The following is a 22618-nucleotide window of genomic DNA, read 5'->3' on the forward strand; positions in this document are numbered from 1 at the left end:
CTCACGACCTCCAGGCCACGCCTGGTACGGCGCTGGTTCGCGGACCGGGCAAGGCTCCAATCCGCAGGTTGTCGAGCTGGTACTGCGCATCGGCATCGTCGTCGCCGAGCGCGATCGAGATCGGCCGGTCGGTGCCGACGTAACTGGTGTTCTGGATCGAGGCGAACCAGGCGTCGGTCACCGTCTGCAGCCCGAGCTCGCGAGCGAACGCCGTACCGCGGATGGATGCCTGTTGCGACACGGATGCCGGCGTCGAGAACCCGAGGATCAGCCGGAGCTGCGGCCCGAGCTGTGCGGTACGCCAGACGTCGTCCCACTGCGCGACCGTCAGATCGACGAGGTTGCAGCAGTCGAAGACCACGATCGCCGGGCCGCCGGCGCCGAAGCCACCGCTCAGCAGCGACCAGTCGGCCGAGTGCAGGCCGAGCGCGAATCCGTTCGCCGTGGTCATCCCGTGGGTCGCGACGTACAGGATGTCGACCCGTTGCGCGGCGCTGCCGCGGCCGAGGCTGGCGCCGACCAGATTCTCGTCGAGGTCGATCACCTCGATGTCGGCGCCCGAACCGAGCATGCCCTGCAGGAACAGTACGGGCGCACGATAGGCGTAACGCAGCCGCCGGTAACGGAGCCGCTGATTCAGTGGCCGCTGGAAGTACGTCGACCAGGCCACACCGACACGAACGGTCATTCCCCCACCCCTAAGCGGAGGATGACACACGGCGAGGGGCGTCGCCAAGACCTCGGCGACGCCCTCGGATCGTGCTTGCTCAGTGCGTAGTACTGACCTCGTACGGCGCGAGCTCGTCGGCCAGGCCGGCGTGGACCCGGGCGGCGAGGCGGGTGCCTTCGCCGGTGTGCTCCAGGGTGTCGACCGAGCCCTCGGAGTGGATCCGGGAGACCAGGTCGCCGCGGTCGTACGGCAGCAGCAGGTCGACCGAGACGTCCGGCTGGGGCAGCGACGCCTCGACCAGGGCGGTCAGCTTGTCGATGCCGTCGCCGGTCCGCGCGGACACCACGATCGCGTGCGGCTCCCGGTGCAGGATCGGCGCCAGGGCCATCGGATCGGCCAGGTCGGCCTTGTTGATCACGATGATCTCCCGGACGTCACCCGCGCCGATCTCGGCGAGCACCTCGCGGACCGCCTGGATCTGGGCCAGCGGGTCGGGGTGCGAACCGTCCACCACGTGCAGCAGCAGATCCGCGTCGGCGACCTCCTCCAGCGTGGAGCGGAACGCCTCGACGATGTCGTGCGGCAGGTGCCGGACGAATCCCACCGTGTCGGTGAACGTGTAGACGCGGCCGTCCGACGTCGTCGTACGCCGAGTGGTCGGGTCCAGGGTCGCGAACAGCGCGTTCTCGACCAACACTCCGGCACCGGTGATCTTGTTCAGCAGCGAGGACTTGCCGGCGTTGGTGTACCCGGCGATCGCGACCGACGGGATCGAGTGCCGGCGGCGCTCCTGGCGCATCGTCGAGCGGGTGCCCTTCAGCGCCTTCAGCTCGTGCCGCAGCTTGGCGATCTTGGTGTTGATCCGGCGCCGGTCGGTCTCGATCTTGGTTTCACCGGGACCACGGCCACCGATACCGCCACCGGCCGCACCGACCCGGCCACCGGCCTGGCGGGACAGGTTGCCACCCCAACCACGCAGCCGCTGCTTCATGTACTGCAGCTGGGCCAGTTCGACCTGGGCCTTGCCTTCCTTGCTCTTCGCGTGCTGGGCGAAGATGTCCAGGATCAGCGCGGTCCGGTCGACCACCTTGACCTTGAGCTTGTCCTCCAGGTTGCGCAGCTGGGCAGGCGCGAGCTCGCCGTCGGCGATCACGGTGTCGGCACCGAGCGACGCGACCAGGTCGCGCAGGTCGTGCACCTTGCCGCTACCGATGAAGGTCGCGGGGTCCGGCTTCTTGCGCCGCTGGATGACGCCGTCCAGTACCTCGGAACCGGCGGTCTCGGCGAGCAGCTTCAGCTCGGCGAGCGAGTTCTCGGCGTCCTCGGCACTGCCTTCGGTCCACACCCCGACCAGCAGGACGCGCTCCAGCAGAAGTTTGCGGTACTCGACCTCGCTGATGTCGGTCAGCTCGGTCGACATCCCGACCACGCGCCGTAGCGCCTGGCGTTCCTCGAGCTCGAGTCCTTCGGTGCTCAGCGAGTTGTCGTAACCCGACGAAGAGTCCGAGTCCTCGCCCTGGTCCAGGTCGAGTTCGACATCTGTTTCTTCGTATGAATGCGATTGGGTCGTCATATACCTTCCATCGTGGCACGGAGCGCCCGGACAGGCGACCCGATTAACAGTCCAACGACCGCACGTGGTACCGAATTCCCCGTACTACGCCTCAGCGGGCAGCCAGCTTCGCGAAAACTCACCGCGAGCGTGGATCACGGCGGGCCCCGTCATCTCCACGTGGTTGTCCTCACGCCACGTGACGGTGAGCTCACCCCCCGGTACGCCGACCTTGTACGTGACCGGTGCCTCCTGCCGGGCCGCCCGGGCGGACGCCACCGCCACGGCACAGGTCCCGGTGCCGCACGACCGGGTCTCCCCCGAGCCGCGCTCGTGCACGCGCATCTGTACCTCGTTCGGGCTTTGGCGGACGACGAACTCGACGTTCACGCCGTTCGGGTAGGCCTCGGCCGGGGACCAGGTCGGCGGATCCACCAGCGCGCCGGGCTCGCGGAGATCGTCGACAAAGGCAACGGCGTGCGGGTTGCCCATGTTCACGTGCAGGGCCGGCCACTGGTGACCGTTCGCCTCCACAACGATGCCGGCCGGGCCCGGGAAGCTCGGCTCGCCCATGTCCGCGGTGATTGTGCCGTCGTCGTTGAACGAGACCTCTTTGACCCCGGCCCTGGTCCCGATCCGGACCGGCTTGTCCCCGACCAGCCCTGCCTCGGCGAGGTACCGGGCGAAGACCCGGATCCCGTTGCCGCACATCTCCCCGATCGTCCCGTCGGAGTTCCAGTAGTCCATGAACCAGGCGCCGCCGTCCTCGACGTACGCCTGCTTCGACCCTTCGATCACCCGCAGGACACCGTCGGCCCCGATCCCGGCATGCCGATCGCACAGGAACCGCACCAACGCGGCATCCAGGTCCCCGTGCACGGTCCCGTCGGGATCCGGCAACAGCACGAAGTCGTTCTCCGTGCCGTGCCCCTTGAGCCAGCTGAAAGTCTCTCCCACACCCCTGATCCTACGGGGCAGGCGTTACCTGACCGGGTGGCAAGACGCCGTGAACCGGTGCTGGGTTCCCGAATTGAGCTTCGCCGCTGACGGAATGGTGAAGGAGTTGACCCGCTTGGCGTCAGCACTGACGACGAGCGGGGCGCCGCCGCCCGGCGGGAGGAAGTCCAACCGGTACTGGCCGTTTGCGGGCGGCCGGACCACCGGGGTCCAGCCGGCCGGCTTCAGGTCGCACCACAGCTTGGCACCCGGCAACTGCTTGCCGCTGGCGACGAGTTTCACGCTCGCCACTGCGTTGCTGCGGTCGAGGCAGTTGCGAGCCACCTGCCTCCATGCCTCGTCCGACCAGCCATGTTCACCCGGTGGCGGCACCTGGACCGTTCCCTTGGTGGTGAAGGTCGGCTTGTCGGTGAAGGTCACCATGTCCCAGACCGAGTTCGTGACCGTGATCGTGCCCACCGTCTGGCCGTCCCGCGGCCGGACCGCCGGCTTCGCCACGAAGCCGGGCAGTTCCAGTTTGATCTCTGCCATCTCGTGCGCCACCGAGGACTCGGTGACCTTCAGTCCGTAGTCGGTTCGCAGCTGTCCGCAGGTCTTGGTGACGGTCTGCTGCCCATCACCGGCCGCGGCCGTGTCGGTGGATCCGACGGACGGTGCCAGCGACAAGGCGACGCCTACGGCGGCGACGGTGCCGGTGGCAGCGGTCGCGATGCCTGCGATGCGGCGGCGACGCAGTGAGCGGCGGCCGCGGGTCAGGTCGGCGGTGAGATCGGCGTCGGTGAGCTGTGGTTCGCTGCCGGCCGCCTCGTCCAGGAGATTCTTGAGGTTGGTCATCGGGCACGCTCCAAGGTGTCCAGAGGGTCGTCGATGAGATCTCGGAGCTTGGTCAGGGCGCGTGCCGTCTGGCTCTTCACGGTGCCTTCGCTGCAGTCCATCACGCGTGCCACGGCGGCCACGTCGAGGTCCTGGAAGTACCTGAGTACCACCACCGCCCGTTGCCGCCGGGGTAGTCGGGCGAGTGCGTCGAGCACCGTCAATCGGTCGGCGTGATCCGGCCCGCGAGGGGGTTGCGGGTCGTCGAACTCCGCGGTACTGGTCTCCCGGGAGCGCCAGAACCGACGGCGCTCGTCGATGAACGCGTTGATCAGGATGCGATCGGCGTACGACGAAACGCCTTCGGTCTGGCGCACCTTGCCCCAGTGCACGTACAACTTGGTCAGCGCGGTCTGGACCAGGTCCTCGGCCCAGTGGTGATCCCCGCCGGCCAGCAACCGCGCGGTCCGCAGCATTCGGCCGCGGTGCGCGGCGACGTACTCCAGAAACTCACCGTCTCGGCTCATCCGTGCCCCTGTCCTCGATCTCACCCTGAACTACAGGCCAGGTCACCGATCGGTTGCACGGAAGTTCCGGTCAGTGCTCGTCGACGATTTCGCCGTTCAGCGCATCGGCGTCGGTGAGAAACGCCTGGACGGCAACTGCCTGCGGCGAGCCGGCCGCCGGGAACGCGGCAGCCATCTGCTCGAAGGAGTCCCAGTGCCAGGTGTCGCGGTAGGTCCCGTCTTCCAGGCGGATCAGCTCGACCTGGGTGAGACCCGGGTGCTCCGCCCGCAGGTCGGCGACGAGGGTTGCCCGCCGGCCGAGGAACTCGGTCAGCTCATCCGGGCTGACCCGGTAGGTGTGCATTCGTACGGTGGTCGTCATCGCGTCCTCCTCGGGACGTCGTCGCTCAGCCCCAGGCACCGGCGATCTGGCGGGTGGTGGCGTTGAGCCGGTTGAACAGGTTGGTGACCCCGATCATCAGGACGAGCGCGGCCAGCCCTCGCTCGTCGTAGTACTTGGCGGCCTCGTCCCAGACCTCGTCGGAGACTCCCCGGGCGCCGTCGGCCAGCCGGGTCGCGCCTTCGGCGAGCGCCAGCGCGGCCCGCTCGGCGTCGGTGAAGTACGACGTCTCCCGCCACGCGGCGACCGTGCCCAGACGGTCGTCGGTCTCGCCGTTCTTGCGGGCGGTCTTCGTGCCGCCGTCGACGCAGGCGCTGCACCCGTTGATCTGGCTGACCCGCAGGTGGACCAGTTCCAGGGTGGTGTCCGGTACGCCGCCCAGCTTGGCCGCGCCCATCAGTTGCTGCGCGGGACCCATCGCTTCGGTGATGACCATGACCGGGTTCTTCATCCGTGACTGCATCGTGCTGCTCCTTCTCGACTTGGTCTCTCGTTCGGTTCGTTCGGTGTGAACAGGACCGATCGGACCATCGGGAGCACCGTCCCGGCGACGTCGGTGGGACACCGTGGGACAGCCGACCGGCCTCCCACCTGCACTAACCTGCAGCGAAGAGATCGTCCCGGGCTGGGACAGGGCGGAAGGTGGGGCGTGACACAGCGGGCCGAATCGCCCCGGACCGAGCTGGCCGGGCGGTTGCAGGCGATCCAGAAGTTGTCCGGGCGCAGCCTGCGCGAGTTGGAGCGTGCGACCGGCATCAGCTCGTCGTCGCTGTCGCGGTACTTCGCGGGTCGCAGCCTGCCACCCTGGTCGTCGGTCGTCGCGTTGTGCCGCCTCGTGCAGCGCGACCCCCGGCCGCTGCGCGAGCTCTGGGAGCAGGCGTCCCAGCTTCCGCCGCCACCAGCCGCAGCGCGCCCGAAGGTGGCCGGCCGCAACGACCTCCCACTGGACGTCGCGGATTTCACCGGAAGGCAGGAAGAACTCGACGCGGTGCGACAGAGCTTGACCGCAGCGCGGGCGGTCGCGATCGACGGGATGGCCGGCGTCGGGAAGACCTGCCTGGCGGTGCATCTGGCGCATCAGCTGGCGCCGGAGTACGCCGATGGTCAGCTGTATCTCGATCTGCACGGTTTCACGCCTGGCCGTGAGCCGCTGGAGCCTGTCGCGGCGCTGCGGATGTTGCTGGCTGCGCTGGAGATTCCGACTGCCGACAGCCTGGCCGGGGTGGAGGAGCTCGCTGCGCTCTGGCGCGCGGAGTTGGCGCAGCGGCGAGTGCTGGTCCTGCTGGACAATGCCGCCGACGCCGAGCATGCCCGGCCGTTGCTCCCCGGAGCCGGCGCAAGCGCTGTCCTGATCACCAGCCGCAACCGGCTCGTCGAGCTCGATCAAGTACCGCCGGTGTCGTTGGACGTGCTCGGCGATGCCGATGGGATCGAACTCCTCCAGCAGGCGAGCGGCCCGGGCGACCGGGTGGCGAAGGAACCTGAGGCGACGGCCGAGGTACTACGGCTGTGCGGCGGGTTGCCGTTGGCCATCAGATTGTCGGCGGCGCGGCTGCGGCATCGCCCCGGCTGGACCATCGGCGTCCTGGCCGACCGGCTGCGAACCGGGTCCGATCATGTCGACACGGCCTTGTCGATGTCGCTTCGCCAACTCGATCACGGCCAACGGCGAACCTTCCGGCTGCTCGGCCTGTTGCCTGGAGCAACTTTTGACGCGTACGTCGTGGCGGCGCTCACCGGCAACAGCCTGGCAGCTACGCAGGAGTCGCTCGAGGATCTGGTCGACAGCCACCTGGTGCAGGAACCGCGACCGGCCGTCTATCGTCTGCACGACCTCGTGCGCGCCTTCGCCGGGCGGCTTGCTGCTGCCGAGGAATCATCGGCGGAGCAGCGGCAGGCCGTAGTACGGGTGCTGGATTACTACCTGCACAGCGCGGCGGCAGCCGGCAAGTTGCTGAGGTATGCGTATCCGGACGAGACGCCGCTGCCTTGTCCCGCGCCGGACGCGTTGCCTGGGTTCGCCGATCAGGAGGCCGCGCTGGCTTGGTTCGACGAGGAATATCCGAACCTGGTCGAGGCTCTGGCGGTGGGGTCCGATCTCCATGTCAGCCGCCTGCCGCGACTGCTCCGCCCGTATTACTTCCGTCGCGCGGCGTCCGCCGACGAGAACCGCTTGCTCGAGCACGCGTTGGCAGCGGCCGAACGCCTTGGCGACCCGGCAGTCGTCGCGGCGGTGCAAGCGGATCTCGGCTTCGCCCGCTACAGCGCCGGCCGCTTCCCGGAAGCCTTGCAGTACTACGAATCGGCGGCGGCGACGATGCCCGAGTCGGCCTCTCTCGCGGTACGCCGGGGCTACCTTCACCAGGATCTCGGCGAGACGTCGCGGGCGATGGAGTTGTTCAGGTCGGCCGCCGAGCTTTTCGACCGGGACCAGCAACCGAAGGGAGTCGCCCACGCGACGGCGTTCCAGGCCTGGGCGGCGTACCAGCTCGGCCAACTCTACGAAGCCGCCGCCCTGGCTCGGACGGCGCTGGCTCTGCAGAGCGATGCGGAGGACTGGCCGCCGCCGATCACCGCTCTGGTCACCCTCGGTGCCGCGATCGGCGCGACGGATCCGGAGCGGGCGATCGCGCATTTGACCGAGGCGTTGCGGCTGGCTCGCGAGGACGACCACGTACAGAACCAGGCTTGGTGCCTCAACTACCTGGCCGTAGCTCTGCGCGAGGCCGGACGCTACGAGGAAGCGCTCGCGGACCATCGGAAAGCACTGCAGCTGGTCGAGGAATCCGCGGAACGCCAGTGGGCCGTCAACTTCCTCAACAGCTACGCCGAGACTTCCTTGGCAGCCGGCCTGCCCGACGATGCCCGCGCGATCTACCAGCAGGCTCTGGAACTCGCGGAGTCGACCGGTTATGCGCGCGAGGCAGCGATCGCACGGGCGGGCCTCGCCGCGGTGTCCCAGTAGGCTTGTGATCGTGGAACTGGTCGCCTACTTCTTCGAACGCGAGGACGCGGAGAACGTCGCCGACGCGCTCAACGGCAACCTCCGCCGAGGTCATTTCCAGGGCGAGGACGACGATGAGGACCATCCTTGGATGGTTCTCCTGCCCGCCGCTACGGATGCCGTAGTACTGGATGAGTTGCTGACGCAGTACGACGGATGGCTGGACTCTCCTACAGCCGAAGAACCGGCTGTCGAACCAGCACCTTTGCCTTCAGCACCTCAACGATTGAAGCAGTTCGGAGACCCGGACCGACGCTAATATCCGCCCATGCCGAATTCACGCGGACCCAAGGTGTTGGTGGCGGGAGCGAGCATCGCGGGGCCCGCGCTGGCCCATTGGCTGCGCAGGCGGGGGGCCGAGGTGACGGTGGTGGAGCGGGCTCCCGAGCTGCGCCCCGGAGGGCAGGCGGTGGACGCGCGCGGGGTGGCCAAAGAGGTCATCGTGCGCATGGGGCTGGACGCGGCGGTGCGCGCGGCGTGCACCGACACGGCCGGTGCGCACCTCGTGGACGCGGACGGGCAGGTGCTGGAAACCTTCCGCGCCGACGACGACGGTGGCGACGGGTTCATCGCGGACATCGAGATCCTGCGCGGGGACCTGTCCCAGGTGCTCTACGACGACACCCGCGACGGCGTCGAGTACGTGTTCGGCGACCGGATCGCCGAGCTCGCCCAGGACGCGGACGGGGTCGACGTGGTCTTCGCGGGCGGCAACCGGCGGCGCTTCGACCTGGTGGTCGGGGCCGACGGGCTGCACTCGGCGCTGCGAGCGATGGTCTTCGGGCCGCATGAGCGGTTTCTCCACCACCTCGGACACGTGCTGGCCTTCTACAGTGTGCCCAACGAGTTCGGGCTGGACCGCTGGCTGCTCGAGTACCAGGATCCCGAGTCCGGGCGCTCCGCCCTCCTGCGGCCCATCCAGGATGCCGCCCGCGCGATGGCCATGTTCTACTTCGCCTCGGCCGACTTCGACGTCGACTACCGCGACATCGCGGCGCAGAAGGTGCTGCTGCGTGAGCGGATGGCGGGCCTGGGCTGGTTGACCCCGGACATCCTCGCGCACCTGGACGACACGCCGGACTTCTACCTCGACCAGGTCGCCCAGGTGGTGATGGACCGCTGGTCGAGTGGACGGGTGGTGCTGCTCGGGGACGCGGCGTTCAGCTCGTCGCCGATGTCCGGGCAGGGCACCGGGCTGGCCCTGGTCGGCGCCTACCTGCTGGCCGGAGAGCTGGCCGCCGCCGGGTGGGACCCCGACGCCGGGTTCGCCGGCTACGAGGCGCGGATGCGCTCGTTCGTCGAGGCCAACCAGGAGATCGGCCGGCTGAACGCCCGCAGCCGCGCCATCCCCGGCCCAGACGCCGAGCCAATCCCCGACTTCGCCGGCGAATGGTTCACCGAGCTCGTCGGCCGCGCGATCAACGGCATCGAGCTGCCCGACTACGCGGAGGTGCCGGACTCCGCAGCCCCGACCGCCTCGCCCGCCAAGCAGTAGGTCAGGTAGCCCGAGCGACGACGGAGGAGCTGCGTTCGGGCTGCTCCTCCGTCGTACCGGCTCAGTTCGGCCAGAGTTGGTGGACGGTTCCTGCGGCGCCACCGCCTCGGCGTTTGGGTTCGGCTGCTGCGAGGTAGCCGCCGCCGGGGAGGAACTCGAGTGCTGCGACTGCGCCGATCTCGGCTGCGGAGGTGAGTGCGTCGCCGGAGGGGACGAGGACGTGGCCGTACGGCGCCAAGTCCTTGCCATAGGCATCTATGAAGGGCGGCTCCGCGGTCACCGTCGCCGTGTTGCGCTGGGATGCACGCGGTGCAGCGATTGCCTCAGGCAACGTCATCCCGCGGTCCAGCCGGTTGGTGAGCGTCTGCAGAACCGTGGTGATGATCGTCGAGCCACCGGGCGAGCCGAGAGCCAGGAACGGCTTGCCGCCACGGAGCACGATCGTCGGCGACATCGAGGAGCGCGGACGCTTGCCGGGCTGGATGCGGTTCGGGTCGGCGGGGTCGTAGGCGGCGGTGAAGTCGGTCAGCTCGTTGTTCAGCAGGAAGCCGCGACCCGGTACGAGGATGCCGCTGCCGCCGGTCTGCTCGATCGTCAACGTGTACGAGACCACGTTGCCCCACTTGTCGGCAGTGACCAGGTGCGTCGTCGACAACCCCTCGGTGTCGGGCCGCTGCGTCGTCGCGACACCCGGAGTGCACGGCGAGTAGGAACCGTCCGGCGAACCAGCCTTCAACGGCTTCACCAACGCGTGCTGCGGATCGATCAAGCAGGACCGCTCGGCGCCGAAGCCGCGCGACAGCAGCTCCTTGACCGGCACATTCACGTACGCCGGATCGCCCACGTAGGCAGCCCGATCGGCGAAGGCGAGTGCCGACGCCTCGAGGTACGTGTGCAGAGCCTGCGGGGTCGACATCCTCGACAGGTGCTGCGGCGCCAGGATGTTCAGCGCCTCCCCGACCGTCGTTCCACCCGACGACGACGGGGCCATCCCGTAGACGTCGAGCCCGTCGTAGTGGACCTTCGTCGGGTCCCGCTTGATGACCTTGTACTTCGCCAGGTCAGCGGTCGTCAGATAGCCGGGCATCACCGGCAAGGTCGCACCCGGCGCCTTCGGCGGGGTCTGCACGACCTTCTGGATCTCATGCGCGATCGGCCCGGTGTAGAAGGCGGACGGGCCCTGGCGTCCCAGCAGTTCGTAGGTCTTCGCCAGGTCCTTGTTCTTGAACACCGATCCGACCACCGGCGCGTCTCCGCCCGGCAGGTACAGCTTGGCGGTCGGCGTGATCGCCGAGAAGCGGGCCTTGTTGTCGAGGGTCTGGTTGCGGAAGGTCTGGTCGATGACGAAGCCGCGGTCGGCCAGGTTCGCGGCGGGCTGCAGTGCCTTGCCGAGCGACAGCGATCCCCAGTTGTGCAGTGCCGAGTCCCAGGTCGCCAGCGTGCCGGGGATTCCGACCGAGACGCCCGAGGTGACGAGTTCGGGGAAGAAGTTGTACGGCTTGCCGGTCGCCGGGTTGATGAAGGCGTTGTTCGGCATCGTCGCCGGTGCGGTCTCGCGGCCGTCGAGCGTGTAGACCTTGTGGTTCTTGGCGCTGTAGTAGACGAAGTAGCCGCCGCCACCGATACCGGCGGAGTACGGCTCGGTCACGCCGAGCGCGGCCGCTGTGGCGACTGCCGCGTCGACCGCGTTGCCGCCGCGGCGCAGTACCGAGAGGCCGATGTTGGTGGCGTCGGCATCGACGGAGGCGACGGCGCCGCCGAAGCCGATCGCGGTGGGCGTCTTCGCCGGCGGGGCGTGCCGGTGGGCGACCGCCGTACTGGCAGTCAGGCCGGACAGGACGAGCGCGCCAGCCGTCAGGGCTGCGGCCAAGCTTTTCGGTGTCACCGGGTCCTCCGCGGGGTCGGCGTACAGGGACAGGCCCTGCCTACCTGCTCAGCGGCGCAAACGCCAGTCGAACCGTGTCAGGACACTGAGCAGGAAGCCATGAACCGCTGCAGCGAGATGTCGTCCCAGCCGGGGTGCTCGGCGGGCAACTGAACCACCAGCCACCGCTCGCCGAGTTTGACCTGCCCGACCTCGCGACCGGCCGCTGTCCCGATGTGGAAGACCTTGCCACCGGCCTGCGTCACTCGCACCGACGACAGACTCTGCGCGTCGGCGGCGGATCGCAGTACGAGCGTGGCCTGGTCGTCGGACGTTCGCGCACTCGGAGGCGTCAGTACTACGCGGTCAGCGGCGATCGGGGTCTTCGGAGTCCAGCCCTGCGGTACCAGCGTGCACGCGACGGTGCTCCAGGGCTTGGTGTTCGGGACCAGCTCCAGCGCGGCACCGGCGAAGGTCGAGATCGTCTCCTCGCTCTGTGGCGTAGCCGACGTCGGAGTCACGGGCGCCTTGGCGGGCGCCCCACCGGTCGCCACCTCTTTGTCGGAACCGCCCCACCACTTCAACTGGTTGCCGAAGCCGAACACGGCCGTGGTGACCGCGGCGATGCAGAGCACACCGGTGGTACGGCGGCGCGCGCGGATCCGGAACAGCGCCCGGCGCCCACGGGCCACATCCGCGTCCACGTCGGCCGGCGGCAGGCCGTCGACCGCCTGGTCGGCGAACCGCGTCAGCAGCAACTTCACGTCGTCCACGTCTCAACTACTCCCGGTCGCGGGATCGGCGGCCGGGTCCTCGGCCATCAGATCCTTCAGTCGTTTCAAGGCTTTCGCCGTCTGGCTCTTCACGGTCCCCTCGGTGCACTCCAGGATCCGCGCGCAACTGGCCACGTCGAGATCCTGGAAGTACCGCAGTACCAGGACTGCCCGTTGCCGCGGCGCCAGGTCGAGCAGCGCGCGCCGGACGGCCAGCGTGTCCACCTGGTCCTTCTCCTCGGACAGCCGCGGTTCGAACGTCTCGGCGGTCACCACCTCGGGGTGGCGGCCGGCCCGGCGGCGCTCGTCCAGGAAGGCGTTGACCAGGATGCGGTGCGCATACGGCCCCGCGCCCTCGTGCCGGATCCGGTGCCAGTGCACGTACACCCTCGTACACGCGGTCTGGACCAGATCTTCGGCGGTGTGCACATCGCCCGCGGTGAGCAGCATCGCCGTACGCATCAGTCTGGTGCGATCCGCGAGCACGTACTCGCGGAACTCGGCCTCGCGGTCACCCCCTCGCATCCACAGCCCCCAGGCCTTCTTCCACCTCAACTACGCCACTCGGCGCCGAACGGTTGCCCTGTACTACGGACTCTCGTACGACGGTTGCCGCGCGCTCCACCAGGTCGGGATCGTCGTAGGCCAGCCAGGTGATCCGGGGGTCCTTGCGGAACCAGGAATCCTGCCTCCTCGCGAACCGCCTGGTCGCCTGAGCAGTCCGCTCGCGCGCTTCGGCCTCGCTGAGCTCACCGGCCAGCAACGCGATCACCTGGGAGTACCCGAGCGCGCGATTCGCCGTACGGCCGTCCAGCAGCCCCTTGCCGAGCAGATCGCGCACCTCGTCGACGAACCCGTTCTCGAACATCCGGTCCACCCGGGCGTTGATCCGCTCGTCGAGGACCGGCCGGGGTACGTCGAGTCCGACCTGAACCGCACCCGGGTAGATGTAGGTGTGCTCGGGCAGCGTCGCGACGTACGGCGTACCGGTGATCTCGATGACCTCCAGCGCGCGCACGATCCGCCGGCCGTTGCTCGGCAGGATCTGCTGGGCGGCGGGCGGGTCCACCTCGGCGAGACGCCGGTGCAACTCGCCGGATCCGTGCTCGGCCAGCTCGGCTTCCAGCCGCTCCCGTACTGCGGGGTCGGTGCCCGGGAAGGCGAAATCGTCGAGGATGGCGCGGACGTACAGCGCGGAGCCGCCGGCGAGCACGGGCACCACCTGACGCCGCAGGCAGTCGTCGATCGCGGCCCGGGCGAGTTGCTGGAACTCCGCGACGGTCGCGGTCTGCGTGACGTCGAGGATGTCGAGCAGATGATGGGTGATGCCCTGCCGCTCGGCGACGGTGATCTTCGCCGTACCGACGTCCATCCCGCGGTAGACCTGCATGGCGTCGGCGTTGACCACCTCACCGCGCAATCGCTTGCACAGGGCAACGGAGAGGTCGGATTTGCCGGCCGCTGTGGGACCGGCGACCGCGACGACGAGTGGCACGACCATCCGCCCAGTGTGACAGTGCCTGCCCTGAACCACGTGACGAGGCGTGAACTCTTGCCCAAGACGGGCCCGAGAGGGTTGTGATGACCCTGTGTGTTCGGTAGGAACGGGGGCAAGGAGTGCGGTCCGCTGTGGGGGGCCGACACATTCACCGCAGTACCGACTCGGGAGGACATACAGTGACGAATCCGTTCGACGAAGAGACCGACGCGGCCAAGGACAACCTGGACCTGGACGGCGAGTTCGACGCCGCCAAGCGCAGCGGCGGCGATGTGGAGCTGAAGGGCAAGAGCGGTGGCGACGTCGAGGCCAAGAGTGGTGGGGACGTCGAAGCCAAGAGTGGTGGCGACGTCGAGGTCGGTGGGGACGGCCCGGAGGAGAGCGGCGGGGACGTCGAGGCGCCGCCGGCCGGCGGAAACTGAGACATCCCACACTCAAGGGCTTCCAGGTGGGAAGATCGCCGCTAGCTGTCTGTAAGTAGTTCACTACGCTAGGAATGGGAGCCCCACGAGATGGGCATCTTCGACAAGTTCAAGGGCAAGGCCGAGGAACTCAAGGACAAGGCGACCGACCTCGTCGACCAGCACGGCGACCAGGTCGGTGGGGGCCTCGACAAGGCCGGCGACTTCGTTGACGAGAAGACCGGCGGCAAGTACGGCGACAAGATCGACCAGGGTGTCGACGTCGCCAAGGACCGTCTCGACGGTCTCGACGGTCAGGACGACGACATCGCCAACGGGCCGAACAACCCCGCCTGACGTCGCGTCTCCGAAGGGCCGCGAGGATTCCCCCTCGCGGCCCTTCACTGTTTCCCCTCCCCCGCCTCGCCGGATCGGGTGGTCGGCGGGTCCGTCTAGGGTTGCGGGCATGGATCGGTTCCAGGTGATTCCCGCGGCGTACGTCGTACTTCGGCGCGGCGACGAGGTGTTGTTGCTGCTCAGGGCCGACACCGGCTACATGGACGGTTACTGGGCCGTGCCCGCCGGTCATGTCGAGAAGGACGAGTCGGTGCTCGCCGCGGCGATCCGCGAGGTGCGCGAGGAGGTCGGCGTCGAGATCGACCCGGCCGACCTGGTCCCCCTCACCGCGATGCACCGCACCGGCGGCAACGGGCAGCCGATCGACGAACGCGTCGACTTCTTCTTCATCACCACCCGCTGGCAGGGCGAGCCCCGCCTGATGGAGCCAGGCAAGGCAGCCGGCCTCGGCTGGTACTCCCTGGACAACCTCCCCGACCCGGTCGTCCCCCACGAGGCCCGAGTCCTCGCCGGGGTCCGATCCGGCGGACTCCCCGCGATCATCGCGCAAGGTTTCGAGTAGTTCTCCGGCTGTTCACCGTCGGGCGGGGTGAGGAGCCCTACAGTGCCTTCGTTGTCAACGACTGCGGAGGCTCTGAATGACGATCCAGAACGACGGTACGAGCCGGCGGCGGCTGCTTCAGGCCGGTGCCGCCGGCGTCGGCGCGCTCGGGGTCGGCGCTCTGCCGGGCGCCCTCTCACCGGCCTCCGCCAGTACGACGGCCGGCGCCTCGACGATGGACGACAGCGCCTTGGTCACCACGAGCGCGGCCGCGCGGCGTACCGGGAATCCGGACAGCCCGCGCTTCACGCTCGCGGTCGTGCCGGACACGCAGTACTTGTTCGACACCGATCGGGGCGATCCCGCGCCGTTGACCGCGAGCTTCGAGTATCTGATCGAGCAGCGCGCCGCCGACAACATCGTCTTCACCGCGCATCTGGGCGACGTGGTGGAGAACGCGCTCGCGCTGGAGTTCGCCCAGGCCGGTCCTGTGTTCGACGTACTCGACCGCGCCCGCATGCCGTACTCCGTGCTCGCGGGCAACCACGACATCGACGGCCGCACCGACGACCAGCGCGGCGATACGCCGTACCTGCAGACGTTCGGGCCGCACCGGTTCCGCAGATCGAGCACGTACGGCGGTTCGACGCCGGACGGGTACAACTCGTACCACGTGTTCCGCGCGGCCGGCCGGCAATGGTTGCTGCTGGCAATGGACTGGCGGCCGTCGGACGCCGGCTTCGCCTGGGCCCGCAAGGTGATCGCCGAGCACCCTCGGATGCCCGTCATCCTGACCATCCACGAGCTCGTGTACGCCGACGCGGGCGACCCGGTCGCGAGGTTCTCCGATCACGGCAACCGCGTCTGGGAACAACTTGTCGACGGCAACGACCAGATCTTCCTCACCCTGAACGGCCACTTCTGGCCGTCCGGCCGCGTGGTCCGGCAGAACAAGGCCGGTCACGACGTGCACCTGCACATCACCAACTACCAGGACCGGTACTACGGCGGCTCGGCGATGATCCGCCTCTACCACTTCGACCTGGCGCGCAACACGATCGACGTCGAGACCATCTCGCCGTGGATCATTGACCAGGAGCCGGCCCGGCGCAGCCTGCTCGCCGAGGGCGAAGTCGAACTCACCGACGAGACCAACCGCTTCTCCGTACCGCTCGACTTCGCCGCCCGCTTCGCCGGGTTCGACCCGCGGCCGGTCCGTCCGGAACGCCCGGCCCGCGAACTGGTCATCCCCGGCACGCTTGCGTACTGGCGACTCGACGGAGCCGTTGGCAGCAAGGTGATCGACCGGTCCGGGCGCGGCAACGACCTCACGCCGGTCCTGCTGCCGGACAGTCCCGCCGACAGCCTGAAGCCTTCGACCGACCATCACCCGGACCAGCCCGCGCACGCGAGCTGGATATTTGCCGGCGGCAAGGATCCTGCGCGCGGCGGCTACCTCCGTACTGCGGACAACGCGCCGCTGAACCGGCAGGCCTTCCGCACCGGCTACACGATCGAAGCCTTCGTCAAACTCGCCGACGACGGCGCCGACCACGCCTGGGAGGGGCTGCTCAGCCGACTCGGTACCGGCGCCGACGTCGGGAAAACGGGCAGCGACCCGTTCGAGCCGGTCGCCAAGCTCGGCTTCTCCGGCGGTCGCCAGGTCCAGTGGGCGGTCTACCCGCTCGACCAGAACGACACCTTCACCAACTGGGGCCACGAACAACTCGCCGGCCGCTGGTTCCACCTGGCAGTCGTCAACGACGGCAAACACAGCACCCTGTACGTCGACTCGTCGGAACTCCTCCGCAATCCGGCAACCCCCTCGAACGGCCTCAGCACCACCGGCGCCCCCTGGCTCCTAGGCGCCGGCCACTACGCCAACACCATCGACCAGGGCTTCGCCGGCTGGATAGGCGACATCCGCATCGTCGACCATGCCCTGAAGCCGAACCAGTTCCTCACTGCATAAGCGCAGATGAGCTACCGCAGGAGTGAACGGATGAGCTCGGCCTGCGCCGGGAGGAGGGCCAGCTCTTCCGGGGTAAGAGTGACGTTGTTACCGCGGGAGTCCAGGGCGGCGTCGAGGCCCGGCGTGGGGTCGATGGAGTTGGCGAGATAGGTCGCCAACGACTCGCGGAGGAGTGGAGAGAGGGTGGCCCAGCCCGGGTCCAGTGCTACTTGGGCGAAAATGATCGCTGTCATGGCGATGTCGAACTCCGGCGGGCCCTCTTCCGCGTTCCGCCAGTCGATCACGACGGGACCGTCGGCGGTCTGGATCACGTTGTAGGGGTGGAGATCGCCGTGCATGACGACGAGGCCGGGGGTGCCGCTCGGGGGTGGGATCGCGTGGAGGCGGCGGTGCAGGTCGGCGTGGAGGCGGCCTAGTTCGACCGCGGTGATGTCGCCTGCCAGCGCTGCGTCGGCGAAGGTCGGGCCGGTGAGGCGCTGGATGACCATGTCGGCACCGTCGACCTGGCGGACGGCCGGCACCGGGTAGTCGTACTTCGCGACCCAGCGCATGAAATCGGCCTCGTCGCGCACCGGATAACCGTTGCGATACCGCCGCAGCACCCACGCGTCGTCGATCGAGTAGACATCCGCGTCCCGCCCCGAGGCGAACGGCTCCGCGTCGGCTGGGATCACGTCAGCCAACTTGGCAGCCGCCCGTGGCGGGTTCGAGCGGGGCGGGCTTCACGCCGATCTGCGGCATCCCGAGCATCACGCCGGGCGAAGCAGCCGACGATGTGGCCGGCGCGTCTTGCAGGCGCTCCCACGCGTCGCCTGCGCGAGTACGCCGTACGGAGCCGAAGACGTCCGCGACCAGGTGATGCGGAGCGGCGTACGTGACCTCGACGGTCGCCATGTCGCCAGGACGCGGCTTCTCGACACCCTCGGGCAGCGCGAAGTGGACCAGCCGGTTGTCCTGCGCGCGCCCGGACAGCCGGTGGGTCGCGGCGTCCTTCCGCCCCTCCCCCTCGGCAACGAGCACCTCGAGCGACCGGCCGACGATCGCCTTGTTCTCGGCCCAGGCCATCTCTTCCTGCAAAGCAACGAGCCGCTCGTAGCGGTCCTGTACTACGTCGCGCGGCACCTGGTCCTCCATCGACTCCGCCGGAGTGCCGGGCCGCTTGGAGTACTGGAAGGTGAACGCGCCCGCGAACCGCGCCTGCCGGACCACGTCGAGCGTGCCCTGGAAGTCCTCTTCGGTCTCCCCGGGGAAGCCGACGATGATGTCGGTCGTGATCGCCGCCTCGGGCATCGCCGCGCGCACGTCCTCGATGATCTTCAGGTAGCGATCGCGACGGTACGAACGGCGCATCGACTTGAGGATCTGGTCGGAGCCGGACTGCAGCGGCATGTGCAGCGACGGCATCACGTTCGGCGTCTCGGCCATCGCCTCGATCACGTCCGCGGTGAAGTCGCGCGGATGCGGCGAGGTGAACCGGACCCGCTCGAGCCCCTCGATGCCGCCACAGGCGCGGAGCAGCTTGGAGAAGGCGTAGCGGTCGCCGAACTCCACGCCGTACGAGTTGACGTTCTGGCCGAGCAGCGTCACCTCGAGCACGCCTTCGGCAACGAGTGCCTCGACCTCGGCGAGTACGTCGCCCGGCCGGCGGTCCTTCTCGCGGCCGCGGAGCGCGGGGACGATGCAGAACGTGCAGGTGTTGTTGCAGCCGACACTGACCGAGACCCAGGCGGAGTACGGCGACTCGCGGCGGGTCGGCAGCGTCGACGGGAACACGTCGAGCGACTCCAGGATCTCGACCTGGGACTCCTCGGCGATCCGGGCCCGTTCCAGCAGCACCGGCAGCGAACCGATGTTGTGGGTGCCGAACACGACGTCCACCCAGGGCGCCTTCTTGGTGATGGTCGCCTTGTCCTTCTGCGCCAGGCAGCCGCCGACCGCGATCTGCATCCCCGGCTTCTTGGCCTTCACCGGCGCGAGATGACCGAGGTTGCCGTACAGCTTGTTGTCGGCGTTCTCCCGGACCGCGCAGGTGTTGAACACGACCACATCGGCCTGGTCACCCTCGGGCGCACGGACATAGCCCGCGTCCTCCAGCAGCCCGCGCAGGCGCTCGGAGTCGTGGACGTTCATCTGACACCCGTAGGTGCGGACCTCATATGTACGCATAACAGCCACCAAGCCTACGTCGTACGGCGGTCTCAGTCGGCACCGACCAGTCGCACAGCCGGGACGTCGTAGGCGACCAGGAAGCTCTGGCCCGGGCCGGCTGAGGCGCCACGGGTCGCGTTGCCGTTCCGGACCAGCAGCGAAGCCGTCTGCTTCCCGGTCCGCGACACCCACGAGGTGACCTGGATCGCCCGCTCGTCCTGGTCGGCGTGGGACAGGAACGGGTTGTGGACGTTCGGCTTGCTGAAGACCAGCAGGCCGCCGTTGTCGACGTACATCCCGACGATGTCGCCTGGAACGTCCTTCTTCCACAGCTGGTCGCCACTGCCGGCGTCGACGGCCGTGAGGGTGCCGCCGCTGCGGTAGACGATCTCGTCGGACCCAGCCACCGCCGGCTCGTCACCGGTGGAGATGGTCAGGCCGCCGATCGACCGCCAACTGCCGTCCTTCAGCGACACCGTCCGCGCATTCCCGCCCTCCAGCAGGTACGCCCGTTCGGGGGTGAGCTGAAGGGTGCCTGCGTACTCCGTGTCCATCCCCTGCAGACAGGGCATTCCCGAGGTCGCGACCGTCTGCTTGCCGTCGCGGAAACCGAGCAGCTGGCAGTTGTCATCGACCTTCTCCGCGATCACGGTCAGATCACCCTGCAAGCCGAGCGCGCTCAGCGGCTGGATAAGGTGCCGGTTCAGCTCACGGCCGTCGGCAGCGGACCGGATGACGTACTCGCGGCGCTCCTTGTCCACCTGACGCAGCCCCACCACCACGGACGGCAACGCCGGGACCGTACGGCGGAAGATGCGGGTCCGCCCTGCCAAGTTCTCGGCCGCCCGGTAGTCCTGCTGCGTCCAGACGGTCTTGCCCGTCTTGTCGACGCCGGTCCAGGTACAGGGCTTGGCCTCACTCAACTCCCTGAACTTGCAGTCCGCGAGCACGACCAGCCCCTCGGACGCCGCCACGACAGGCGTGAAGTAGCCGAGCGAGCCGATCGCCCCGCGACCTTTGAAGGATTTGGCCCAGAGCTTCTCGCCGTCGCGGGCGTAGTAGGTCAGGTTGCCCCCGCCCTCGGCGGAGGCCGACCAGCCGACGACCGAACCGTCGGCAGCGACCGCCGTCTTTTCGTACCGGGCTGCCGGATAGCTGGCAACGAACCGGCCCGTCGACTTCTCGTAGGACCGCAGCGGCTGCTCGGCGCTCAAAAGATAAATACGGTCACCGATCGCCCAGACCGAGATTCCGCTCATCATCGGCACCCGATCGTCCAGCGATGCGGACCACTTGACGCCGGATCGGCTCTGACCGTCCAGAGCCGCCCGCGGAACCGCGATCGCAACCACCAGCACAACAACCGCGGCTAGCAACCCGGCAGACCAGAGAATCAGCCGCCGCGACGTGCGCCGCCGGACGATTTCAGCGGCCAGGAGGACGATCAGAGGTGCGCAGAGCAGCAGACCCAGGACGTAGAGGACCGGTCGCGGTACGGCGATCGCCCACCCCACGGCGCCGAGGCCTACCAACGCGAGGATCCCCAGAAAGATTGCCCGCCCACGAGCGACCAGTTGAAACTTCACCCGGCAGAGCATAGGTGGGCTGCGGGGTCCCACTGCCTGTAGGCGAGCGCGCGTCTCGCCCACGCCGCCGCCTACGGGCGCTCCGGCGTCGAGCCCTTCGGCATCCGGCTCCGACCCAGCAGGTGCGCAGCCTTACTCGTCGTCTGCAAGATGTGTTGGCTCAGGCCGCCGAACGCCTCCGAAGCGGGGAGGTCTTACGGGCACGGCTGCTCCGCGGCCGATGTAGGCCGACGTCCTTGACAGTCGAGTCCCATGTCGATGTCGTCTGCCACCATCGCCACTCGCCTGTCTTTCGTTCAAGCAACGGATGGTTGGCTGGCAAACCCAGCCACGCACCCACTCAGCAGGCGACGCAGGCGCCCGCGCCCCAGGGCGGGTGGGAGCCAGACATCGAAGGACGCGACGCAGGAGCGCCCGCCGGCGACGGGGTGGGGGTGGAGTTAGCACTACCCGTGATCGGGGTTCTGCGACTCCTGTTGCGAGCGGTCCGCGCCACAACACTGGAACCCATGAACAGTTCTCGTCGTCAATTTCTCGCTCGTAGCGCCGCCGGGGTCGCAGTGGTTGCCGGTGGCTCCTTCTCCGCAAACTCCTCCGCCGCCGCCATCTCCCCCGCCGCTGCCACTTCCGGCATCAGCACGCGCAATCAGCGTGGTACCCGGATCACCGCGTTGACCGATGTCACCGTCATCGACGTGGTCAGCGGGAGGCGGGACAAGCATCAGACTGTGTTGATCAGCGGCGATCGGATCATCGGAGTCGGCCGGTTGCCGGTGCCGCGTGGTGCTATTGAGCTCAATCTGTCCGGCAAGTTCGTCATCCCTGGGCTTGCCGATATGCACGTTCATTCGCTCGGCGATAAGCACGTCTCGCCGCCGCTCTACCTGGCGAACGGGCTCACCACGGTCCGCGAGATGGCCGCCCCGGACCCCGTTCTGTACGACTGGCGTGATCGGATCGAGGCGGGCACCCTGCTCGGACCGCGGATGGTTGTGGCGAGTCAGATCATCGACGGCGACCCGACCTTGTGGGACCCGAACCTGCTGCACGTGCTGGTGGTGAAGGACGAGGCAGGCGCGCGGGCCGCAGTACGGCTGGTGAAAGGCGAGGGCGCCGACTTCGTCAAGGTGTACTCGCGACTCAGCCCCACGGCGTACCGGGCTATTCTCGACGAGGCGAAGAAGCAGGGACTCACCGTGCACGGGCATGCGCCCGACCAGGTGTCGATCAAGCAGGTCAGCGCCGCCGGGCAGCGCAGCATCGAGCACATCCACTCGCTGGCGTTGTCTGTGTCGACTCGCGAGGCCGACGTACGCCGTATGCAGCGCGCCATCACCGTCAAGACCGGCGACTACAACGGCTGGTTCCGCCAGATGCACCCGATCGAGTGGATCGCCGCGAACACCTATAGCCCCGCACGGGCGGCCGACGTGTTCGGCACGCTCCGGCGCAACCGGACCCGAGTCACGCCGACGCTGACCATGCACCACGCGCTGGACCTGCCCGACTTCACCGGTCCGGATCCGGCGACGCTGAAGTACCTCAGTGAGGACTCGATCGGGACGTTCGAGTACGTGATGGACACGCTCTACAAGGCGAACCGCGGTGCCGAGGAGATCGCGCACCAGCAGCAGATGTGGGAGTACCGGCAACGATTCGTCCGCGAGTTGTTCGCACACGACGTACCGGTCCTTGCCGGCACAGACACCGGTACGCCGTACTCCGTACCCGGCTTCGCCCTGCACGACGAACTCGAGTTGCTCGTCGGCGCCGGCGCATCGACGAGGCAGGCGCTGGCCGCTGCGACGATCGAGCCCGCGCGATTCCTCGGGCTGAACACCGGTACGGTCGAGCCGCGGAAGCTCGCCGACCTCGTCGTACTCGACGCGGACCCGCTGCAGGACATCCGCAACACCCGGCGGATCCACTCGGTCATCACTCGGGGCCGGGTCATCTCTCCCGCTGCCCGGCAGAAGATGCTCGCCGACGTCGAGACCGCGGTGAAGCAGCCTCCCTCGGCCGCCGCGATCGCCACCGGCGGCTGCTGCGGAACCAGCCGCCCCGCTTGACCAACAGGGAAC

Annotated in this window: 22 protein-coding genes; 8 read left to right on the forward strand and 14 right to left on the reverse strand. The window is 68.5% G+C overall.

Features of this window, described 5'->3' with window-relative positions:
* Position 1: 1 nt before the first annotated feature.
* The 7 genes from DIZ26_RS01085 to DIZ26_RS01115 all read right to left on the reverse strand — a co-directional run bounded on the left by DIZ26_RS01085 (position 2) and on the right by DIZ26_RS01115 (position 5361).
* Positions 2-688: a DUF6345 domain-containing protein gene (locus tag DIZ26_RS01085; RefSeq protein ID WP_112236714.1), complete on the reverse strand. Its 687-nt coding sequence runs from the start codon at positions 686-688 to the stop codon at positions 2-4.
* 79 nt (positions 689-767) lie between these two features.
* A complete protein-coding gene (hflX, locus tag DIZ26_RS01090) occupies positions 768-2243 on the reverse strand; it encodes a GTPase HflX (protein WP_112236716.1) in 1476 nt (491 codons plus the stop codon).
* 84 nt (positions 2244-2327) lie between these two features.
* Positions 2328-3179: a diaminopimelate epimerase gene (dapF, locus tag DIZ26_RS01095; RefSeq protein ID WP_112236718.1), complete on the reverse strand. Its 852-nt coding sequence runs from the start codon at positions 3177-3179 to the stop codon at positions 2328-2330.
* 24 nt (positions 3180-3203) lie between these two features.
* Positions 3204-4013, reverse strand: coding sequence for a hypothetical protein (locus DIZ26_RS01100; RefSeq protein WP_112236719.1), 810 nt, complete (start codon positions 4011-4013; stop codon positions 3204-3206).
* Positions 4010-4519, reverse strand: a complete 510-nt coding sequence (locus tag DIZ26_RS01105) for a SigE family RNA polymerase sigma factor (protein WP_112236721.1) — start codon at positions 4517-4519, stop codon at positions 4010-4012. The genes DIZ26_RS01100 and DIZ26_RS01105 overlap by 4 nt, the downstream gene beginning before the upstream one ends.
* Before the next feature lie 70 nt (positions 4520-4589).
* Entirely contained in the window at positions 4590-4880 is a 291-nt protein-coding gene (locus DIZ26_RS01110) for a hypothetical protein (RefSeq protein ID WP_112236724.1), read from the reverse strand.
* 25 nt (positions 4881-4905) lie between these two features.
* Complete coding sequence (locus tag DIZ26_RS01115) at positions 4906-5361, reverse strand: carboxymuconolactone decarboxylase family protein (RefSeq protein ID WP_112236726.1); 456 nt, start codon at positions 5359-5361, stop codon at positions 4906-4908.
* A gap of 186 nt (positions 5362-5547) precedes the next feature.
* Here DIZ26_RS01115 and DIZ26_RS01120 point away from each other — a divergent pair, with 186 nt between their 5' ends.
* Genes DIZ26_RS01120 through DIZ26_RS01130 form a run of 3 tightly spaced genes read left to right on the forward strand, consistent with a single transcriptional unit; the run spans position 5548 to position 9397 of the window.
* Entirely contained in the window at positions 5548-7863 is a 2316-nt protein-coding gene (locus DIZ26_RS01120) for an ATP-binding protein (protein ID WP_112236728.1), read from the forward strand.
* A gap of 10 nt (positions 7864-7873) precedes the next feature.
* Positions 7874-8161, forward strand: a complete 288-nt coding sequence (locus DIZ26_RS01125; protein WP_232828076.1) for a hypothetical protein — start codon at positions 7874-7876, stop codon at positions 8159-8161.
* 9 nt (positions 8162-8170) lie between these two features.
* A complete protein-coding gene (locus DIZ26_RS01130; protein ID WP_112236732.1) occupies positions 8171-9397 on the forward strand; it encodes an FAD-dependent monooxygenase in 1227 nt (408 codons plus the stop codon).
* 61 nt (positions 9398-9458) lie between these two features.
* Here the strand turns inward: DIZ26_RS01130 and ggt are convergent, their stop codons facing one another.
* The 4 genes from ggt to miaA all read right to left on the reverse strand — a co-directional run bounded on the left by ggt (position 9459) and on the right by miaA (position 13535).
* Positions 9459-11282, reverse strand: a complete 1824-nt coding sequence (gene ggt / locus DIZ26_RS01135) for a gamma-glutamyltransferase (protein WP_112236734.1) — start codon at positions 11280-11282, stop codon at positions 9459-9461.
* 77 nt (positions 11283-11359) lie between these two features.
* Positions 11360-12034 (reverse strand): hypothetical protein, encoded by a 675-nt coding sequence (locus tag DIZ26_RS01140; protein WP_112236736.1) that lies wholly within the window; start codon positions 12032-12034, stop codon positions 11360-11362.
* Between the two features lie 3 nt (positions 12035-12037).
* Positions 12038-12559 carry a SigE family RNA polymerase sigma factor gene (locus tag DIZ26_RS01145; protein ID WP_112236738.1) on the reverse strand — a complete coding sequence of 174 codons (522 nt, stop codon included), beginning with the start codon at positions 12557-12559 and terminating at the stop codon, positions 12038-12040.
* The gene (miaA, locus tag DIZ26_RS01150; RefSeq protein ID WP_198675819.1) at positions 12546-13535 is read right to left on the reverse strand and encodes a tRNA (adenosine(37)-N6)-dimethylallyltransferase MiaA; all 990 of its coding nucleotides are present in this window, start codon (positions 13533-13535) and stop codon (positions 12546-12548) included. The genes DIZ26_RS01145 and miaA overlap by 14 nt, the downstream gene beginning before the upstream one ends.
* A gap of 176 nt (positions 13536-13711) precedes the next feature.
* Between miaA and DIZ26_RS01155 the strand changes: the two genes are divergently transcribed.
* The 4 genes from DIZ26_RS01155 (at position 13712) to DIZ26_RS01170 (ending at position 16803) form a co-directional block, all read left to right on the forward strand.
* The gene (locus DIZ26_RS01155; RefSeq protein ID WP_112236740.1) at positions 13712-13954 is read left to right on the forward strand and encodes a hypothetical protein; all 243 of its coding nucleotides are present in this window, start codon (positions 13712-13714) and stop codon (positions 13952-13954) included.
* 90 nt (positions 13955-14044) lie between these two features.
* Complete coding sequence (locus tag DIZ26_RS01160; RefSeq protein WP_112236742.1) at positions 14045-14290, forward strand: antitoxin; 246 nt, start codon at positions 14045-14047, stop codon at positions 14288-14290.
* Between the two features lie 109 nt (positions 14291-14399).
* The gene (locus DIZ26_RS01165; RefSeq protein ID WP_112236744.1) at positions 14400-14852 is read left to right on the forward strand and encodes an NUDIX hydrolase; all 453 of its coding nucleotides are present in this window, start codon (positions 14400-14402) and stop codon (positions 14850-14852) included.
* A 76-nt stretch (positions 14853-14928) separates the two neighbouring features.
* Positions 14929-16803, forward strand: a complete 1875-nt coding sequence (locus tag DIZ26_RS01170) for a LamG-like jellyroll fold domain-containing protein (protein WP_112236746.1) — start codon at positions 14929-14931, stop codon at positions 16801-16803.
* Between the two features lie 11 nt (positions 16804-16814).
* Here the strand turns inward: DIZ26_RS01170 and DIZ26_RS01175 are convergent, their stop codons facing one another.
* The 3 genes from DIZ26_RS01175 to DIZ26_RS01185 are packed head-to-tail and all read right to left on the reverse strand — an operon-like array spanning position 16815 to position 20537.
* Positions 16815-17477 (reverse strand): phosphotransferase, encoded by a 663-nt coding sequence (locus tag DIZ26_RS01175; RefSeq protein WP_112236748.1) that lies wholly within the window; start codon positions 17475-17477, stop codon positions 16815-16817.
* A gap of 1 nt (position 17478) precedes the next feature.
* Positions 17479-18969 carry a tRNA (N6-isopentenyl adenosine(37)-C2)-methylthiotransferase MiaB gene (gene miaB / locus DIZ26_RS01180; RefSeq protein ID WP_112236750.1) on the reverse strand — a complete coding sequence of 497 codons (1491 nt, stop codon included), beginning with the start codon at positions 18967-18969 and terminating at the stop codon, positions 17479-17481.
* A 32-nt stretch (positions 18970-19001) separates the two neighbouring features.
* Positions 19002-20537 (reverse strand): outer membrane protein assembly factor BamB family protein, encoded by a 1536-nt coding sequence (locus tag DIZ26_RS01185; RefSeq protein WP_157979520.1) that lies wholly within the window; start codon positions 20535-20537, stop codon positions 19002-19004.
* 509 nt (positions 20538-21046) lie between these two features.
* Here DIZ26_RS01185 and DIZ26_RS01190 point away from each other — a divergent pair.
* The gene (locus DIZ26_RS01190; RefSeq protein WP_112237170.1) at positions 21047-22606 is read left to right on the forward strand and encodes an amidohydrolase family protein; all 1560 of its coding nucleotides are present in this window, start codon (positions 21047-21049) and stop codon (positions 22604-22606) included.
* The last annotated feature ends 12 nt before the right edge of the window (positions 22607-22618 follow it).

Origin of the sequence: Kribbella monticola, from assembly GCF_003261635.1 — a bacterium.
Classification (GTDB): Bacteria; Actinomycetota; Actinomycetes; order Propionibacteriales; family Kribbellaceae; genus Kribbella; species Kribbella monticola.

Excerpts from the sequence above, each read along its gene's own strand:
- DIZ26_RS01100 (WP_112236719.1), bottom strand. The coding sequence starts at position 4,013 with ATGACCAACCTCAAGAATCTCCTGGACGAGGCGGCCGGCAGCGAACCA.
- DIZ26_RS01130 (WP_112236732.1), top strand. The coding sequence starts at position 8,171 with ATGCCGAATTCACGCGGACCCAAGGTGTTGGTGGCGGGAGCGAGCATC.
- DIZ26_RS01165 (WP_112236744.1), top strand. The coding sequence starts at position 14,400 with ATGGATCGGTTCCAGGTGATTCCCGCGGCGTACGTCGTACTTCGGCGC.
- miaB (WP_112236750.1), bottom strand. The coding sequence starts at position 18,969 with ATGCGTACATATGAGGTCCGCACCTACGGGTGTCAGATGAACGTCCAC.
- DIZ26_RS01085 (WP_112236714.1), bottom strand. The coding sequence starts at position 688 with ATGACCGTTCGTGTCGGTGTGGCCTGGTCGACGTACTTCCAGCGGCCA.
- DIZ26_RS01160 (WP_112236742.1), top strand. The coding sequence starts at position 14,045 with ATGGGCATCTTCGACAAGTTCAAGGGCAAGGCCGAGGAACTCAAGGAC.
- DIZ26_RS01145 (WP_112236738.1), bottom strand. The coding sequence starts at position 12,559 with ATGCGAGGGGGTGACCGCGAGGCCGAGTTCCGCGAGTACGTGCTCGCG.
- miaA (WP_198675819.1), bottom strand. The coding sequence starts at position 13,535 with ATGGTCGTGCCACTCGTCGTCGCGGTCGCCGGTCCCACAGCGGCCGGC.
- hflX (WP_112236716.1), bottom strand. The coding sequence starts at position 2,243 with ATGACGACCCAATCGCATTCATACGAAGAAACAGATGTCGAACTCGAC.
- DIZ26_RS01190 (WP_112237170.1), top strand. The coding sequence starts at position 21,047 with ATGAACAGTTCTCGTCGTCAATTTCTCGCTCGTAGCGCCGCCGGGGTC.
- DIZ26_RS01110 (WP_112236724.1), bottom strand. The coding sequence starts at position 4,880 with ATGACGACCACCGTACGAATGCACACCTACCGGGTCAGCCCGGATGAG.
- DIZ26_RS01105 (WP_112236721.1), bottom strand. The coding sequence starts at position 4,519 with ATGAGCCGAGACGGTGAGTTTCTGGAGTACGTCGCCGCGCACCGCGGC.
- DIZ26_RS01115 (WP_112236726.1), bottom strand. The coding sequence starts at position 5,361 with ATGCAGTCACGGATGAAGAACCCGGTCATGGTCATCACCGAAGCGATG.
- DIZ26_RS01170 (WP_112236746.1), top strand. The coding sequence starts at position 14,929 with ATGACGATCCAGAACGACGGTACGAGCCGGCGGCGGCTGCTTCAGGCC.